General features: G+C 70.8%; 12 protein-coding genes. 8 read left to right on the plus strand and 4 right to left on the minus strand.

Annotated features, from left to right (window positions below; genetic code table 11):
- Positions 1-8: 8 nt before the first annotated feature.
- The 4 genes from IH50_RS0127735 (at position 9) to IH50_RS0127755 (ending at position 5452) form a co-directional block, all read left to right on the plus strand.
- Entirely contained in the window at positions 9-404 is a 396-nt protein-coding gene (locus IH50_RS0127735; protein WP_030867943.1) for a DUF742 domain-containing protein, read from the plus strand.
- A 24-nt stretch (positions 405-428) separates the two neighbouring features.
- Positions 429-4112: a hydantoinase B/oxoprolinase family protein gene (locus tag IH50_RS0127740; RefSeq protein ID WP_030867946.1), complete on the plus strand. Its 3684-nt coding sequence runs from the start codon at positions 429-431 to the stop codon at positions 4110-4112.
- Positions 4093-4698 carry a GTP-binding protein gene (locus tag IH50_RS0127745; protein ID WP_030867948.1) on the plus strand — a complete coding sequence of 202 codons (606 nt, stop codon included), beginning with the start codon at positions 4093-4095 and terminating at the stop codon, positions 4696-4698. Before IH50_RS0127740 ends, IH50_RS0127745 begins: the two co-directional genes overlap by 20 nt.
- 451 nt (positions 4699-5149) lie before the next feature.
- Positions 5150-5452 (plus strand): DUF1540 domain-containing protein, encoded by a 303-nt coding sequence (locus IH50_RS0127755; RefSeq protein WP_199822140.1) that lies wholly within the window; start codon positions 5150-5152, stop codon positions 5450-5452.
- Between the two features lie 111 nt (positions 5453-5563).
- Here the strand turns inward: IH50_RS0127755 and IH50_RS0127760 are convergent, their stop codons facing one another.
- On the minus strand, positions 5564-6652 hold the full coding sequence (locus IH50_RS0127760) for a hypothetical protein (RefSeq protein WP_107062156.1): 1089 nt from the start codon (positions 6650-6652) through the stop codon (positions 5564-5566).
- A gap of 404 nt (positions 6653-7056) precedes the next feature.
- Between IH50_RS0127760 and IH50_RS0127765 the strand changes: the two genes are divergently transcribed.
- Together IH50_RS0127765 and IH50_RS0127770 are read left to right on the plus strand one after the other, a co-directional pair.
- On the plus strand, positions 7057-7866 hold the full coding sequence (locus tag IH50_RS0127765) for a M15 family metallopeptidase (RefSeq protein WP_030867960.1): 810 nt from the start codon (positions 7057-7059) through the stop codon (positions 7864-7866).
- Between the two features lie 44 nt (positions 7867-7910).
- Positions 7911-8447: an NUDIX domain-containing protein gene (locus tag IH50_RS0127770; protein WP_030867962.1), complete on the plus strand. Its 537-nt coding sequence runs from the start codon at positions 7911-7913 to the stop codon at positions 8445-8447.
- Here the strand turns inward: IH50_RS0127770 and IH50_RS0127775 are convergent.
- A complete protein-coding gene (locus tag IH50_RS0127775) occupies positions 8438-10816 on the minus strand; it encodes a glycoside hydrolase family 31 protein (protein WP_030867965.1) in 2379 nt (792 codons plus the stop codon). The genes IH50_RS0127770 and IH50_RS0127775 overlap by 10 nt on opposite strands.
- A gap of 213 nt (positions 10817-11029) precedes the next feature.
- Here IH50_RS0127775 and IH50_RS0127780 point away from each other — a divergent pair, with 213 nt between their 5' ends.
- Positions 11030-13006, plus strand: coding sequence for an acetoacetate--CoA ligase (locus tag IH50_RS0127780; protein WP_030867967.1), 1977 nt, complete (start codon positions 11030-11032; stop codon positions 13004-13006).
- A gap of 98 nt (positions 13007-13104) precedes the next feature.
- The gene (locus tag IH50_RS0127785) at positions 13105-13992 is read left to right on the plus strand and encodes a hypothetical protein (protein WP_030867970.1); all 888 of its coding nucleotides are present in this window, start codon (positions 13105-13107) and stop codon (positions 13990-13992) included.
- Between the two features lie 79 nt (positions 13993-14071).
- Here the strand turns inward: IH50_RS0127785 and ptsP are convergent, their stop codons facing one another.
- Positions 14072-15742 (minus strand): phosphoenolpyruvate--protein phosphotransferase, encoded by a 1671-nt coding sequence (ptsP, locus tag IH50_RS0127790; RefSeq protein ID WP_030867972.1) that lies wholly within the window; start codon positions 15740-15742, stop codon positions 14072-14074.
- A 77-nt stretch (positions 15743-15819) separates the two neighbouring features.
- Complete coding sequence (locus IH50_RS0127795; protein ID WP_030867976.1) at positions 15820-16269, minus strand: PTS sugar transporter subunit IIA; 450 nt, start codon at positions 16267-16269, stop codon at positions 15820-15822.
- Positions 16270-16706 lie beyond the last annotated feature (437 nt).

The raw sequence follows: 16706 nt of genomic DNA on the forward strand, positions 1-16706 counted from the left end.
GGGATGACATGAGCGCTGACGGTCAGGGCAGGAGCCACTGGTTCGACGACGAGGCCGGACCGGTCGTCCGTCCGTACGCCATGACGCGGGGCCGCACCACCAGTGCGGCCCAGCACCGCCTCGACCTGATCGCGGTGGTCGTCACGGAGCCGCACGCGGGCGATCCGGAGGACGATCCGACGCTCTCTCCGGAGCACGTGGACATCGTCGAACTGTGCCGCGACACCTCGCAGACGGTCGCCGAACTCTCCGCCGAACTCGATCTGCCGATCGGAGTGGTCCGGGTCCTCGTCGGAGACCTCGTGGAATCGGAATGGGTCCATGTGAACCGGCCGGTACCCCCGGCCGAGCTGCCGGACGAGAGTATTCTGCGCGACGTGATCAACGGCCTCCGGGCGCTGTGACCGGCGCGGAAGCGGGGTACTGACGTGACAGGCTGGCAGTTCTGGGTCGACCGAGGCGGCACCTTCACCGACATCGTCGCGAGGCGTCCCGACGGCCGGCTGCTGACGTACAAGGTGCTGTCCGACAACCCGGCTCCGGAACACCCCCGGCACCGCGGGAGCCGGGGGACCCGCGGCACCGACGCGGCGGTCGTGGGCGTCCGCGCACTGCTGGCCGGATCCGGCGATCCCGTCGACGCCGTGCGCATGGGGACCACCGTCGCCACCAACGCCCTCCTCGAACGCAAGGGCGAACGGACTCTGCTGGTCGTCACCCGCGGCTTCCGCGACGCGCTGCGCATCGCCTACCAGAACCGCCCGCACATCTTCGCCCGTCGTATCGACCTGCCCGAACTGCTGCACGAACGGGTCGTCGAGGTGGACGAACGCATCGCCGCCGACGGCACCGTCCTGCGCGCCCCCGACCTGGACGCCCTCACCGGGCCGCTGCGACAGGCGTACGACGACGGCATCCGGTCCGTCGCCGTGGTCTGTGTGCACAGCCATCTCCACCCCGCCCACGAACAGGCGGTCGGGGAACTCGCCGCCCGCATCGGCTTCCCGCAGATCTCGTTGTCCAGCGAGGTCAGTCCCCTGATGAAGCTCGTCCCGCGCGGCGACACCGCCGTCGTCGACGCCTACCTCTCGCCCGTGCTGCGCCGCTACGTCCGCCATGTCGCCGACGAACTCGACGACGTACGGCTGATGTTCATGCAGTCCAACGGCGGCCTCACCGAAGCCGGCCAGTTCCGCGGCAAGGACGCCGTCCTGTCCGGGCCGGCCGGCGGCATCGTCGGCATGGCCCGCATGTCGCAGCTCGCCGGCTTCGACCGCGTCATCGGCTTCGACATGGGCGGCACCTCCACCGACGTCTCGCACTTCGCGGGCGAGTACGAACGCGTCTTCACCACACAGATCGCCGGGGTCCGGCTGCGCGCGCCCATGCTGGACATCCACACCGTCGCCGCAGGCGGCGGCTCGGTCCTCCACTTCGACGGATCCCGCTACCGTGTGGGGCCGGACTCGGCGGGCGCGGACCCGGGCCCCGCCTGCTACAGGCGCGGCGGCCCGCTCACGGTCACCGACGCCAACGTCATGCTCGGCCGTATCCAGCCCGCCCACTTCCCCACGGTGTTCGGCCCGGACGGGGACCAGCCCCTCGATGCCGCGCTCGTCCGCGACCGCTTCACGGACATCACCCGCGAGATCCACGAGCAGACCGGCGACGACCGCACCCCCGAGCAGGCAGCCGAGGGCTACCTGCGGATCGCCGTCGCCAACATCGCCGGCGCCGTGAAGCGGATCTCCGTGCAAAAAGGCCACGACATCACCCGGTACGCCCTCACCACCTTCGGCGGAGCGGGCGGACAGCACGCGTGCATGGTCGCCGACTCCCTCGGCATCCGCACCGTCCTCGTCCCGCCCATGGCCGGCGTCCTGTCCGCGCTCGGCATCGGCCTCGCCGACACCACGGCCATGCGGGAACGCTCCGTCGAGGTCCCCCTGGAACCGTCCTCCATGCCCGGCGTCCACCGGACCGCCGACGACCTCGAAGCGGCGGCCCGCGCGGAACTCCTCGCCGAGGACGTCCCCGAGGAGCGCGTCGAGGTCACCCGCCGCGCCCAGCTCCGCTACGACGGCACCGACACCACCCTCACCGTCGAACTGACCGATCCCGGCACGATGCGGCACACCTTCGAAGAACGTCATCGCGCCACGTACTCCTTCACGCTGGACCGCCCGATCGTCGTCGAAGCCCTCTCCGTCGAAGCCACCGGCATCACCGAACCCCCCGATCTCTCCGCCCTCGCTCCCTACGAGGGCACCCCCGTCCGCAGCGCCGAGAACCCACGGACCGTCCGCCTCCACACCGGCGGCACCTGGCGCGACGTACCCCTCCACCGCCGCGAGGACCTTCCCCCCGGCGAAACCGTCACCGGACCCGCGATCATCACCGAGTCCGGCGCGACGACCGTCGTCGACGACGGCTGGCGGGCCGCGGCGACCGACGACGGGCATCTGGTCATGGAACGCGTCACGGTCACGCAGAGTTCCCGGGCGGACACGGAAGCGGACCCGGTGCTGCTCGAGGTCTTCAACAACCTCTTCATGTCCATCGCCGAACAGATGGGCGCCCGCCTCGAGTCCACCGCCCAGTCCGTCAACATCAAGGAGCGCCTGGACTTCTCCTGCGCCCTCTTCGACCCCGACGGAAACCTGGTGGCCAACGCCCCGCACATCCCCGTCCACCTGGGCTCCATGGGTACGAGCGTCAAGGAGGTCATCCGGCGGCGCGGCCCGGCCATGCGCCCCGGCGACACCTACGCCGTCAACGACCCGTACCACGGCGGCACCCATCTGCCCGACGTCACCGTCATCACCCCGGTCTTCGGCACCAGGGCCATCGACGGCACGGAGAGTGACCAGAAGGTCCTCTTCTACGTCGCCTCACGCGGCCACCATGCCGAGATCGGCGGCATCGCACCGGGCTCCATGCCGGCCGACAGCCGCACCATCGACGAGGAGGGTGTCCTCTTCGACAACTGGCTGCTCACCGAGAACGGCCGATTCCGCGAGGAGGAGACCCTCCGCCTTCTCACCGAGGCCCCCTACCCCTCCCGCAACCCGAGGACCAACCTCGCCGACCTGCGCGCCCAGATCGCCGCCAACCACAAAGGCGTCGACGAGGTCGGCCGCATGATCGACGACTTCGGCCTCGACGTCGTCCAGGCCTACATGAAGCACGTCCAGGACAATGCCGAAGAGGCGGTGCGCCGCGTCATCGACGCCCTCGACGACGGCGCGTACGCCTACGAGACCGACTCGGGCGCCGTCATCCGCGTACGCGTCCGCGTGGACCGCGAGAACCGCCGGGCGACCATCGACTTCACCGGCACCTCGGCCCAGCTGTCCACCAACTTCAACGCGCCCTTCTCCGTGGTCAACGCGGCTGTCCTGTACGTCTTCCGCACGCTGGTCGCCGACGACATCCCGCTGAACGACGGCTGTCTGCGCCCGCTGGACATCATCGTGCCGCCGGGCTCCATGCTGGCCCCCGAGCCGCCGGCCGCCGTCGTCGCGGGCAACGTGGAGACCTCCCAGGCCATCACCGGTGCCCTGTACGCGGCCCTCGGCGTCCAGGCGGAGGGCTCCGGCACCATGAACAACGTCACCTTCGGCAACGCCCGCCACCAGTACTACGAGACCGTCGCCTCCGGTTCCGGCGCCGGAGACGGCTTCCCCGGAGCCTCCGTCGTACAGACCCACATGACCAACTCCCGGCTCACCGACCCCGAGATCCTGGAGTGGCGGCTTCCCGTCCGCCTCGAGGAGTTCGCGGTGCGCCGCGGCAGCGGCGGCGCCGGACGGTGGCGCGGCGGGGACGGGGCCGTGCGCCGGATCCGCTTCCTGGAGCCGATGACCGTCTCCATACTGTCCCAGCACCGCAGAGTGCCCCCGTACGGCATGGCGGGCGGTGCCCCCGGCGCACAGGGCGCCAACCGGATCGAGCGAGCGGACGGCACGGTCGTCCCGCTCGCCGGCAGCGACTCGGCGGACGTCGGAGCCGGCGACGTACTCGTCATCGAAACCCCCGGCGGCGGGGGATACGGCCCGCCGCCCGACCCCCATCAAGCAGGAGAAGAGATCGATGATCTTCGGGCGTTCTGAGCGCGGCAAGCCCCCGGTCGAGCCCGTCACGCTCAAGATCCTGGTGGCCGGCGGCTTCGGGGTGGGCAAGACCACGCTCGTCGGCGCGGTCAGCGAGATCAGGCCGCTGCGCACCGAGGAACTCCTCACCGAGGCCGGGCGCCCGGTCGACGACACCTCCGGTGTGGAAGCGAAGAACACCACCACCGTGGCCATGGACTTCGGCCGCATCACGCTCCGCGAGGACCTGGTGCTGTACCTCTTCGGCACGCCCGGCCAGGAGCGGTTCTGGTTCATGTGGGACGAGCTGTCCGAGGGCGCCCTCGGAGCCGTCGTCCTCGCCGACACCCGGCGTCTGGAGGACTGTTTCGCGGCCATCGACTACTTCGAGCGGCGTGCCATCCCGTTCCTGGTCGGCGTCAACTGCTTCGAGGGGGCCGCGCGCTACCCGGCCGACGCCGTCCGCCGTGCCCTCGACCTCGACGACCACGTACCGCTGCTGATGTGCGACGCGCGGGACCGCGAGTCGGTCAAGGAGACCCTCATCGGCGTCGTCCAGCACGCCATGGCCCAGTCCGCCCAGCGACGCCAGACGGTCACCACCTGACACGCCGGCAAACCCGCGGCCCGTACTCCCGCCGACCGGAGCACGGGCCGCGGCGTGGAGAGCGACGCAGCGCGCGCGTGGCGAGCCCCGCCGCGCAGGCGGCGCCCAGGCAGGTCGTCGTACGTCCGGTGGGGTCGCCGAGCTGCAGACCGATGCCGACCAGCAGAAACGAGACGATCAGGATCGCCGTGCCCGACTCGCCGAGCCCCTGGGGCCTGATCGTTTGGATCACCCCGCTCGGGTCGGCCGAAAACGCACCGTGTCTCACAGCCGGCCTGATCCAGACGACGGGCCCTGGCCCAGGGGCTTCCGGCCGGCTCCTCCCGCGGACGTGCGCCGTCCTCAGCCGTCGCGGACAGTGGAAGACAGGAAGGAGCGTTCCGCGAGTGGCCGGCCCGGACGGATGTCGCGCCGAATGTCCCGCACGAGCTCACGAGAAGGGTGATCCGCCATGGCAGCCACCCCCGTCATGCAACTGCCCGTCATCAGCGAATGCGCGGCCGAGGGCTGCGCCTACAACCACGACCACACGTGCCACGCCGCGGCGATCACCGTGGGGGACCTCGACAGTCCCGTCTGCGACACGTTCATGGGCGCCGACCTCGAGGGCGGTGAGCCGTCGACCACCGGCAGGGTCGGCGCCTGCAAGATGGCCGACTGCCGGCACAACAGCGGGCTCGAGTGCCACGCCCCGGCCGTCACCGTCGGCTACGAACACGAGCAGGTGGACTGCCTCACCTACGCGCGGAAGTGAACACGCACGCCGGGTCACCTCCGGCACGTGAAGCGAGCAGCGTCCCACCGGCGGCACCGCACGCCCCCTCGGACGGAGCGCGCGGCGCCGCCGGTGCCGGGGCGGGGCGCGTCAGTAGAAGCGGCGGATGAAGACGTCGGGCCTGCCGTTGGTGTCGCCGGGCACGATGCCGTCGGCCGCGGACTGGAAGACCACGTCGCGCCCACCGGCGCTGACAGCGTCGGGGCCGGCCGAGGCAGGCTGGTCCGAGACGGTCTCGCCGGTGCCCGTCCGCAGGTCGCGCAGTGCGAGCGACGGCCCGGCGGTGCCGTTCGGGGCATACAGGAGATAGCGGCCGGTGGGGTCGATGGCCACGCCCCGGGCGTTCGGCACGTGGTCCGCGGTGCCCGTCTCCAGGTCGTGGACGTAGGTGTCGTCGCCCACGAGGCAGACGACCTTCCTGCCGTCCTCGCTGAGCTGGACGAGCGTCGCTTCCGCGGACGGACCTTCGATCGGGCCGGAGGTGGTGCCGTTGGTCCGCTCCCATACGAAGACGTCATGCGCCCGACCGTCCTGATAGGCGACGAGGCGGCCGTCACCGCTGATGGACTGCGCGGGCGAGACGTAGTGCTCGAACTCGGCGATGGTCTCCACGGAGTCGGGCCCCTCGACACTGACGCGCTGCCTGGGCACGACACCCGACCCTGACCTGTTGTGGCCGGAGGCGGCGATGTAGCGGCCGTCCCCGCTCAACGACGGCGGAGTGTCGCAGATGAGCACGCAGCGGGTGAACGAGCTCCCTCCTGAGCGCACTTGGTGGATGCGGATGTGGACGAAGTCCATGTACCACTCCGACCAGGCGACGTATTCGCCGTCACCGCTGAGCGTCGGCCGACCGGAAGGCCTGTGATACCCCAATTGCTCGATCTGCCCGGTCCGCTGGTCGCGGATGTACACCCGCTTGTCCGCGGTGCCGTCGGACACGAGGTTCGTCGCCGTCGACACGAAGACGACACGGCTGCCGTCGGTCGTGATCGAGGCGTCGACGGAGTCGCCGTCGGCCTGGGTGCCGTCGGGTGCGGCACTGATCCTTTCGACACCGGCCCCACTTCCCCGGACGGCGCCCGCCGCGGCCGCGGGCTGTCCGGCCGCGGCGGGTGTCGCCTGGGACAGAGCCGTGACCGCGCAGACAGCGACCGCCACGCTCCAGGCGGCGCGCACACGTCTGTTGGTTCCCCGGTTCGCATCGACGCCCATGTTCCCCCCCCCGAACTGTCGTCTCGCCCCCGGCACCCCACCGAGGGCCACCAGCATGCAACCGTGACGGTGTTGTGGGGTCAACGAGTCAATGCGCCACATGACGTGCTCAAGGGATGTTTTCGGTCATCGGTTGCTCCGTGGGTGCCGTGTGTTCTCGGCGGGAAGGAAGGCGGGCCGGGGCAAGGTTCTCCGGGGTGCGGACCGGTGCCCCGCACCGGCGGCCACAGGGGGGCGTCAAGGTCGCCGGCCGCAACGGTTGTCGGCCACCCGGCCGGAAGTTCCACTTCCGCGGCGGCGCGGGTACTCGGCTCCTTCGGCGGCGAATCCTTCCCCGGAAGAGCCGTCTCCTGATAAATGCAGGAGACATGACACGATTCTCCCGCGCGACACGCGGTCTGGTCACCGCAGTCACCGCCCTGCTCGCCGCGACCGCCACCTCCGCCACCGCCCAGGCGAAGCCCGAACCCAAGGCGCCCCGCGACTTCGTGGCACTGAACAACGTGGATCCGACGATCATCCAGGAGATCCGTTACTTCACCCCGCACAACTTCGTCGGCGAACCCGTCGACGGCTACCGGCAGCCGCTGTGCATCCTCACCCGCCCCGCCGCCGAGGCCCTCCACACGGCGCAACAGCAATTGCTGCGCCAGGGCTACTCCCTGAAGGTGTACGACTGCTATCGGCCGCAACGCGCGGTGGACCACTTCGTGCGCTGGGCCGAGGACCTCGACGACCAGAGCATGAAGGCCGAGTTCTACCCGGACGTCGACAAGACCCGGCTGTTCGCCGACGGCTACATCGCGGAGAAATCCGGCCACAGCCGTGGCTCGACCGTGGACCTCACCCTCGTGGAACTCCCCACGAAACCGACCAGGCCCTACCACCCCGGACAGCCCCTCACCCCCTGCTTCGCCCCCGAGGACGAAAGGTTCCCCGACACCTCCGTCGACATGGGCACCGGCTACGACTGCTTCGACACCCTCAGCCACACCCTCGACCCACGCGTCCAGGGCGAACAACGCGCCAACCGGCTGCTCCTCAAGAGCACTCTGGAGGACCTCGGCTTCGTGAACCTCGCCGAGGAGTGGTGGCACTACACCTTCAAGCCGGAGGCCCACCCGGACACCTATTTCGACTTCCCGGTGTCCCGGAGGTCACTCACCGGCCACAACTGACCGGCCTCCGGAGACGTCCCACCGTGATCGGATACAGTCCGCGCGTGTCCGAAACTCATGCCATGGCCCCCAACGCCGCACCGGACTCACACTGTTCGAGCTGCGGCACGGCCTTCGGAGAGGGCGTCTCCGACTGGCCCCGCACCTGCCCCTCCTGCGGCACCGTCGCCTACCGCAACCCGCTGCCGGTCGCGGTCGCCCTCCAGCCCGTGTACGACACGCAGGGCACCGGCCTCGTCGTCATCACCCGCACCATCGCACCCGCGCGCGGGCGTACGGCCCTGCCCGGCGGCTACATCGACGACCGGGAGGACTGGCGCCAGGCCGTCGTCCGTGAACTCGAGGAAGAGACCGGTATCAGCGCGGCGAGCCGCGACGTACGGCTCGCCGACGCCATGAGCTCGCCCGACGGCCACCTGCTGCTGTTCGGACTCCTCCCGGAACGCCCCGCGGAAGACCTGCCGCCCTTCACCGCGACCGACGAGACCGAGGACCGCCACCTGCTGCGCCGCCCGGAGGAACTCGCCTTCCCCCTGCACACCCTGGCCGCACGGGCCTGGTTCGAGGGCCGCTACATCTGACCCCTGCCGACGCCCACCCCGCGGACGCGCACCGGGCAGGACGGCTCGACCCCGCCGTCCTCGCCCTCCCGCTCGACGACGACCCGCGGACCCGACCACCGCACCGTGTAACGCTCGATCTCCGGCTCCTCCCATCCCTCGCCGGCATCCGGTACCACCAGCCCGCCCCCGGTCCGCCCCGGGGCCGGTGCCCACACCTCCAGCTCCGGACCACCGTCCTCCCCCAGTACCGGAAGAACGGCGCCTCCGCGCGCGAACACCGGTATCCGCCCCAGCGGCGCGTCGACCCATACCCGGGCCGGCCCGTCGTACGCCCGGCCCGTCGCCGTGTCGTACCACCGCCCGCGCGGCAGCGGGACCGCCCGCCGCTCCACACCCGGCGCGAGCACCGGCGCCACCAGCAGACAGTCACCGAGCAGAAAGGCGTCCTCGCAGTCGCGCAACGCGCGCTCCTCGGCCGCCGACCACCACAACGGCCGCACATACGGCGCTCCGGTACGCCGGGCCAGATGCGCCAGCGTCATGAAGTACGGCAGCAGCCGCCGGCGTTCGACGAGCGCCACGCGCGCGTGCTCGAGAACGTCCGCGCCGAACTCCCACGGCTCACCCCGGCCCGCCCGCGCACCAGCACGAGTGCGGAAGAACGGAAGATAGGCCCCCAACTGGAGCCCACGCAGATACAGCTCGGGCGACATCTCCCCGTCGAAGCCGCCGACGTCCGGGCCCGCGTGGGGAACACCGCACAGGCCCAGCCCCACCACCATCGACAACGCCGCCCGCAGCCCGGGCCACCCCGCCATCACCCCACCCGACCACACCCCGCCGTGACGCTGCATACCGGCCCACCCGGAACGCGAGAGCACGAACGGCCGCTCGGAAGGCGCCCGCTCCCGCATTCCCTCGTACGCCGCCCGGGCCATGCACAGCCCGTACACGTTGTGCGCCTCACGATGGTCACCGCCGCGCCCGTCCAGCGCATGACGCGCCGACCGCGGCAGCGTCGGCTCACCGAAGGCCGCGAAGGACGTCGGCTCGTCCATGCTGTGCCAGACGCCGGCGAACCCCTGTGCCAGCCGCTCCGTGTACAAGCCGCCCCACCACGCACGCACGCGCGCGTGCGTGAAGTCCGGAAAGACCACCTCCCCGGCCCATCCGACCCCTTCCACGACCTCCCCGGAGGCGTCCCGCACAAACGCGTCCAGCTTCACCCCCTCGTCGTACACGGGGATGCCGGACACCGCGCCGACCGCCGGACCGACGACCGACACCAGCCTGACCCCCTCGTGCCGCAGCTCGTCCGCGAGAACCGGCAGCTTGGGGAACCGCTCCTGGTCCACGGTGAACACCCGACGGGCATCGAAGTGCTCGGCACCGAGGTGCACGGCGTCGAGCGGCAGCCCGTGCTCCCGGTACCCCGCGACGATCCGCCGCACCTCCTCCTCGCCGCCGGAAGACCCCCGCACGTGATGGTGACCGAGCGCCCACGCGGGCGGCAGCGCCGGCGCGCCGGTGAGCGAAGCCCAGGCGAGCAGCACCCGCGCGGGAGCACCCACCATCGCCCAGCAGCGCAGCGGGCCACCACCCACGCGCAGCTCACTCGTCCCGGCCCGGTCGTGTCCCGAACCGGCACCTTCCTCGCCCTCCCGCAGCGTCACGGTGCCGTCCCACGCGTTGTCGTAGAACACCAGGTGCGTGCCCGCGTCGGCCACCACCATCTGCACCGGCATCGTGACGGACAGCGGATCGTCACCGGGGCCGACGGCAGGAGCGGGCGCGGTGTTCCACAACCTGTACGTGCCGTCCCGCAGCCGGAGACCCGACGCACGCCCCCCGAGCCCGAAGAAACGCGCGTCGGCCGGCACCTCGGACCGCTGCATCCAGTGCGCGGCACCACCACCCACCGGCTCCCACCACCGCGGTGGCAGATCTCGCCGCAGCATCACACCCCCCGGGGTGAGCACCTCCACCGCGCCGTGCCGCGAGACCCCCACCGTCACCCGCTCGGCCACCACCCGCCAGCCACCGTCCTTGTCCGGCTCCAGCGCGGCCCGCGGATCCGGATCGGGACAGCGGTCGGCCAGCGCGTACGACGGCTCCGGAGCAGCCCCGTCCCAGCCCCAGAAGACCGCCCCGTTCACCGCCACGAAGATCCGCAGCTCCGAGCGGTCGAACCTCACCAGCCCCCCACCGAGCCCCGGCTCCACCTCCCGCACGGTCCCGGGCACCCTCGCCCGCACCGGCTTCCGAGGCGGCAGCCCGGTGGCGTCGGCCCGCCGCCTGCGCCACGCTGCACGTACGGTACGCAACCCCTGAGCCGCCCCCAACGAACCGACAGATTTCACCGAACGCACCAGGTCACGACCGTCCATGCTGCTCACCCTGCCATTGACCGCGCCCCGCGTGCGTGTCGTTCAACTGCCGTTCACCCGTGATCGGACCACATCTTCACGACACAGAGTGTGTGGGGGGCGCCCTGGTGCGGAAGTCGATCACATGGCATCGTCCCTGTCAGCCGCGTCACGCGCACACCCCAGCCCGTGCGCGGAGGACGCACACGACGCGCACAGTCCGGGAGCCGCCCCATGTCGACCGTGAACCCCCAGCCGCTCTGGCAGCCGAGCCGGGACCAGATCGCCCAGGCACGGATCACCACGTTCCAGGCATGGGCCGCCGAACACCACGGCGCCCCCGCCGAGGGCGGCTACGCGGCGCTCCACCGTTGGTCCGTGGACGAGCTGGACACCTTCTGGAAAGCGGTCACGGAGTGGTTCGACGTCCGCTTCTCGACTCCCTGTGCGCGCGTGCTGGGCGACCGCTCGATGCCCGGCGCCCAGTGGTTCCCCGGAGCCACGCTGAACTACGCCGAACACGCGCTGCGCGCCACCACCTCCCGCGCGGACGAAGCCGCGCTCCTGTACGTCGACGAAACCCATGATCCCCGCCCCGTCACCTGGGCCGGGCTGCGCCGCCAGGTCGGCTCCCTGGCGGCCGAGCTGCGCTCCCTCGGTGTACGCCCCGGAGACCGCGTCAGCGGTTACCTCCCGAACATCCCGCAGGCCGTCGTCGCCCTCCTCGCCACGGCGGCCGTGGGCGGCGTGTGGACCTCCTGCGCACCCGACTTCGGCGCCCGCAGCGTCCTCGACCGCTTCCAGCAGGTCGAACCCGTCGTCCTGTTCACCGTCGACGGCTACCGCTACGGCGGCAAGGAACACGACCGCCGCGACGTCGTCGCCGAACTCCGCCGCGAACTGCCCACCCTGCGCGCCGTCGTACACATCCCCCTGCTCGGCACCGAGGCCCCCGACGGGGCCCTGGACTGGTCCGCCCTCACCGCCGCGGACACCGAACCGGTCTTCGAGCAGGTGCCCTTCGACCACCCGCTGTGGGTGCTCTACTCCTCCGGCACCACCGGACTGCCCAAGGCGATCGTCCAGTCCCAGGGCGGCATCCTCGTCGAACACCTCAAGCAGCTCGGACTCCACTGCGACCTGGGCCCCGAGGACCGCTTCTTCTGGTACACCTCCACCGGCTGGATGATGTGGAACTTCCTCGTCTCCGGCCTCCTGACCGGAACGACGATCGTCCTGTACGACGGCAGCCCCGGCCACCCGGACACAGGCGCCCAGTGGCGCATCGCCGAACGCACCGGCGCCACCCTCTACGGCACCTCCGCCGCCTACGTCATGGCCTGCCGCAAGGCCGGCGTGCACCCCTCGCGCGACTTCGACCTCTCCGCGGTGAAGTGCGTCGCGACCACAGGCTCCCCCCTGCCCCCCGACGGCTTCCGCTGGCTGCACGACGAGTTCGCCGAGAACGGGGCCGACCTGTGGATCGCCTCCGTCAGCGGCGGCACGGACGTCTGCTCCTGCTTCGCCGGAGCCGTACCGACCCTTCCCGTCCACATCGGCGAGCTCCAGGCCCCCGGCCTGGGCACGGACCTGCAGTCCTGGGACCCCAGCGGCAAACCCCTGACCGACGAGGTCGGCGAACTCGTGGTCACCAACCCGATGCCCTCCATGCCGATCCACTTCTGGAACGACCCCGACGGCACCCGCTACCACGACAGCTACTTCGACACCTACCCCGGCGTCTGGCGGCACGGCGACTGGATCACCATCACCTCGCGCGGCTCCGTCGTCATCCACGGCCGTTCCGACTCCACACTCAACCGTCAAGGCGTCCGCATGGGCTCCGCCGACATCTACGAAGCCGTGGAACGCCTCCCCGAGATCAGGGAGTCCCTCGTCATCGGCGTCGAGCAGCCCGACGGCGGCTACTGGATGCCCCTGTTCGTCCACCTGGCACCCGGAGCCACCCTCGACGACGACCTGCACGGCCGCATCAAGCAGGCCATCCGCGAGCAACTGTCACCGCGTCACGTCCCCGACGAGATCATCGAGGTACCCGGCGTCCCGCACACCCTCACCGGCAAACGCATCGAGGTCCCGGTCAAGCGGCTCCTCCAGGGCACCCCGCTGGAAAAGGCGGTCAACCCGGGCTCCATCGACAACCTCGGCCTGCTCGCCTTCTACGAGGAACTCGCCCGCAAGCGCGCCTGACGGTCCCGGAAACAAGGCCGGCTCCCCCTCTGCACACGCGTTGTCAGTGCCGACGATTACTGTGAGTGAGCATTGATCGACTGTGCACAGGGGGAGACATGGCCTACACCGACCACCGAACCTTGCGACGCGCCCTGCGCCGCGAAGTCGCGGGCACCATCGGCCTGCTGGCCGACGAGCACGACTTCCGCGCCATGCGGGGCTACGACAGCTTCGTCTTCGACGACCACACCACCTACCTCAAACACATGGAAGCCCTCCTCAGGACGCGCGCGCTACAGGGCAGCCACACCACAGTGGCCCTCTTCGACCCCGAGGACTACGCCGAGTACTGCGCGCAGACGGGCCTCGACCCCGACAGCCACGTCAGCCGCACACGGTTCACGGCCGCACTCGCGTCCACCGGCCCCACGGTCCCCTACGACGGCCGCCCGCTGGCCGAGCTCCTGCTCACCCTCGTCGACGAGGCCGTACGCCACGCCACCTGGGAGTACGCGACCACGCTCCTCGCTCGTCTCGGCACCTGCGCCTCGTGCGGCGAGGACCTGGGCCGCGCCGCCTTCATCCGCGCCTCGCACCTCCTCGTCCGCATCCTCGACACGGCCCCACCCGGCGAGCGGCATCTCGTGTGCAGCGTCTCCGGACCACCCGAAACGCTCGTCTCCGTCCTGCACGCCGACGACATCGCCGACCACATGGAACTCGACGAGTCCGAAGCCCTCGAATTCACCACCGTCCTGGCCGTCGGCCTCGCCACCGGGAACCCCGGCGGACTGGTCATGCGGATCAGCGAACCCGGCAGGCCCGACCGCGTCCACGGCTGGCGACTGCGCGCCTACGGCCTCGAACCCCTCACCGCCGGCGAGGTCTTCGACGCCTACTGCACCGACGCCGAGTCCGGAGACCTCATCTCCCCGGAGTCCAACGTCGACTACTGCGCACCGCCCGACCTCGGCGAGGGACCGGGCCAAGCCCACCGCCACTGAACCGGAAACACCCGAGGGGTGCCCCACCTCCAGGTGGGGCACCCCTCGGGGACACCCATCGCCGACCGGCCCGGCCCGGCTACTCGCCCGACAGCACCGCCTGAGCGGCGGCACGGGCATCCGCGGCACTGTCCGCCGCCCGGGCCGCCGCCGCGGCCCGCTCACACTGCGCCAGCGTGAACTTCGCCAGCGACGCCCTTACGTACGGAATGGACGCGGCCCCCATGGAGAGAGAGGTGACCCCCAGACCGGTCAGCACACACGCGAGCAGCGGGTCGGAAGCGGCCTCACCGCAGACACCACAGCTCTTGCCTTCGGCCTTCGCCGCCTCGGCGGACAGCGCCACCAGATCGAGCAGCGCGGGCTGCCACGGATCCTGCAGCCGGGAGACCGCACCCACCTGACGGTCCGCGGCGAACGTGTACTGCGCGAGGTCGTTCGTGCCCAGCGACAGGAACTCCACCTCCTGCAGCACCGAGCGCGCCCGCAGCGCGGCCGACGGAATCTCGACCATCGCGCCGAACTTCGCCCGCAGCCCCGCCTCCCGGCAGGCGTCCGCGAAAGCCTTGGCATCGGCCCGGTCCGCCACCATCGGGGCCATGACCTCGAGGTGGACGGGCAGCCCCTCGGCGGCCTTGGCCAGCGCCGTCAGCTGCGTACGCAGCACTTCGGGGTGGTCGAGCAGCGTCCGCAGACCACGCACGCCCAGCGCCGGGTTCGGCTCGTCCGCCGGAGTCAGGAAGCCCAGCGGCTTGTCGGCGCCCGCGTCCAGCACCCGCACCACGACACGGCCCTCGGGGAACGCCTCGAGCACCTGACGGTAGGCCGCGGTCTGCCTCTCCTCGGAAGGAGCCTTCTTGTCGTCGTCCAGGAACAGGAACTCGGTACGGAAGAGACCGACGCCCTCGGCGCCCGCCTCGACGGCGGCCGGTACATCCGCAGGGCCACCGATGTTGGCCAGCAGCGGCACCTTGTGACCGTCGGCGGTCGCACCGGGCCCGGTCGACGCCGTCAGCGCCGCCTTGCGCTCGGCCGCCGCCGCCTCGAGCCGTGCCTTCTTCTCGTCGCTCGGGTTCACGAAGATCTCGCCGGTGCTGCCGTCGACCGCTATCAGCGTGCCCTCGGAGAGTTCACCGGCACCCGGCAGGGCGACCACGGCCGGGACACCGAGAGCGCGGGCCAGGATCGCGCTGTGGCTGGTCGGGCCGCCCTCTTCGGTCACGAAGCCGAGCACCAGCGTCGGGTCGAGCAGCGCCGTGTCCGCCGGCGCGAGATCACGAGCCACGAGGACGTACGGCTCGTCGCTGTCCGGCACACCCGGCATCGGCACCCCGAGCAGCCGCGCGACGATACGGTTCCGCACGTCGTCGAGGTCGGCCACGCGGCCCGCCAGATACTCACCGGCATTCGCGAGCAGTTCGCGGTACGCGGCGAACGCGTCGTACACCGCACGCTCAGCGGTACTGCCGACGGCGATGCGCCGTTCCACGTCGGCCATCAGCTCGGGGTCCTGAGCCATCATGGCCTGCGCCTCGAGAACCGCCTGGGCCTCGCCCCCGGCGAGATTGCCGCGCGCCGTCAGATCGGCCGCGACCGCCTCCACACCCTTGCGGGCGCGCCCTTGCTCGCGCTCCGCCTCCTCCGCCGGGATCTGCTTGGCCGGCGGCTCGAGCACTGCCGTACCCATGTGCCGTACCTCGCCGATCGCCACACCGTGGCTGACACCGACGCCTCGCAACGTTGTCTCCATCTCACCCGTCTCCGGTAGAGCGGCGGGCTCCGCCGCCGCGTTGGTTGTCCTGGTGGCCGTCACGGGACGGCGCCGCGTCACTTCCAGAGGAAGAGGGTGTCGCCGGCCTTCACATCACCGTCGTCACGAAGCTCGGAGAGAGCGTCCGCCGTGGCCTCCAGGGCAACGACCGGGCACACCGGGGACTTGCCGGCGGCTTCGACGGCGGCCGGGTTCCAGCGCACGATGCTCTGCCCGCGCGTCACGGTGTCGCCCTTGTTGACGAGCAGCTCGAAACCCTCGCCGTTGAGCTGCACGGTGTCGATGCCGAGGTGGGTGAGCACACCGTGTCCGTTCTCGTCGACGACGACGAACGCGTGCGGGTGCAGGGAGACGATCACGCCGTCGACCGGAGAGACGGCCTCGGAGGGCTCCCGAGCGGGGTCGATCGCCGTACCCGGGCCGACCATGGCCCCGGAGAAAACCGGGTCGGGCACGGACGCCAGTCCGATGGCCCGTCCTGCGAGCGGGGACGTCACGGTGGTCATGGGGAGCCTCCCAGGCGTGGAGATCTGTACGTACGCCGCCGTCACTGCCTGCCTCCGGCGCGCTGTTCAGCAGCGTATGTCATAGGACGTACCGGTTCCGGGGGACAGGTACGGATCAGTGGTCTAGACGAGAGGTCTAGACCACACACCTTAATCGATTTGCACGTGGTCCGCGACCCCGTGTAGAGTCGTACTCCTGCTCGGGGATGAGCGGCGCGAACAGACGCCCCTGACTCGACAGCAATCCAACTCGTCAGATCCTAACTTTGGATCATCTTCTGCGTGTCCGCAGAACGGTGGTCAGGGGGCCGGAAAAACACTGGTAGAGTTGGAAACAACGAAGGGAAGCGCCCGGAGGAAAGCCCGCGAGGGTGAGTACGAAGGAAGCGTCCGTTCCTTGAGAACTCAACAGCGTGCCAAAAGTCAACGCCAGATAT

It is taken from the genome of Streptomyces sp. NRRL S-37 (assembly GCF_000721605.1).
Lineage (GTDB): Bacteria > Actinomycetota > Actinomycetes > Streptomycetales > Streptomycetaceae > Streptomyces.

Coding starts and splice junctions, on each gene's coding strand:
- IH50_RS0127735 (WP_030867943.1), top strand. CDS start 9: ATGAGCGCTGACGGTCAGGGCAGGAGCCACTGGTTCGACGACGAGGCC.
- IH50_RS0127755 (WP_199822140.1), top strand. CDS start 5,150: ATGGCAGCCACCCCCGTCATGCAACTGCCCGTCATCAGCGAATGCGCG.
- IH50_RS0127795 (WP_030867976.1), bottom strand. CDS start 16,269: ATGACCACCGTGACGTCCCCGCTCGCAGGACGGGCCATCGGACTGGCG.
- IH50_RS0127785 (WP_030867970.1), top strand. CDS start 13,105: ATGGCCTACACCGACCACCGAACCTTGCGACGCGCCCTGCGCCGCGAA.
- IH50_RS0127745 (WP_030867948.1), top strand. CDS start 4,093: ATGATCTTCGGGCGTTCTGAGCGCGGCAAGCCCCCGGTCGAGCCCGTC.
- IH50_RS0127780 (WP_030867967.1), top strand. CDS start 11,030: ATGTCGACCGTGAACCCCCAGCCGCTCTGGCAGCCGAGCCGGGACCAG.
- IH50_RS0127765 (WP_030867960.1), top strand. CDS start 7,057: ATGACACGATTCTCCCGCGCGACACGCGGTCTGGTCACCGCAGTCACC.
- IH50_RS0127775 (WP_030867965.1), bottom strand. CDS start 10,816: ATGGACGGTCGTGACCTGGTGCGTTCGGTGAAATCTGTCGGTTCGTTG.
- ptsP (WP_030867972.1), bottom strand. CDS start 15,742: ATGGAGACAACGTTGCGAGGCGTCGGTGTCAGCCACGGTGTGGCGATC.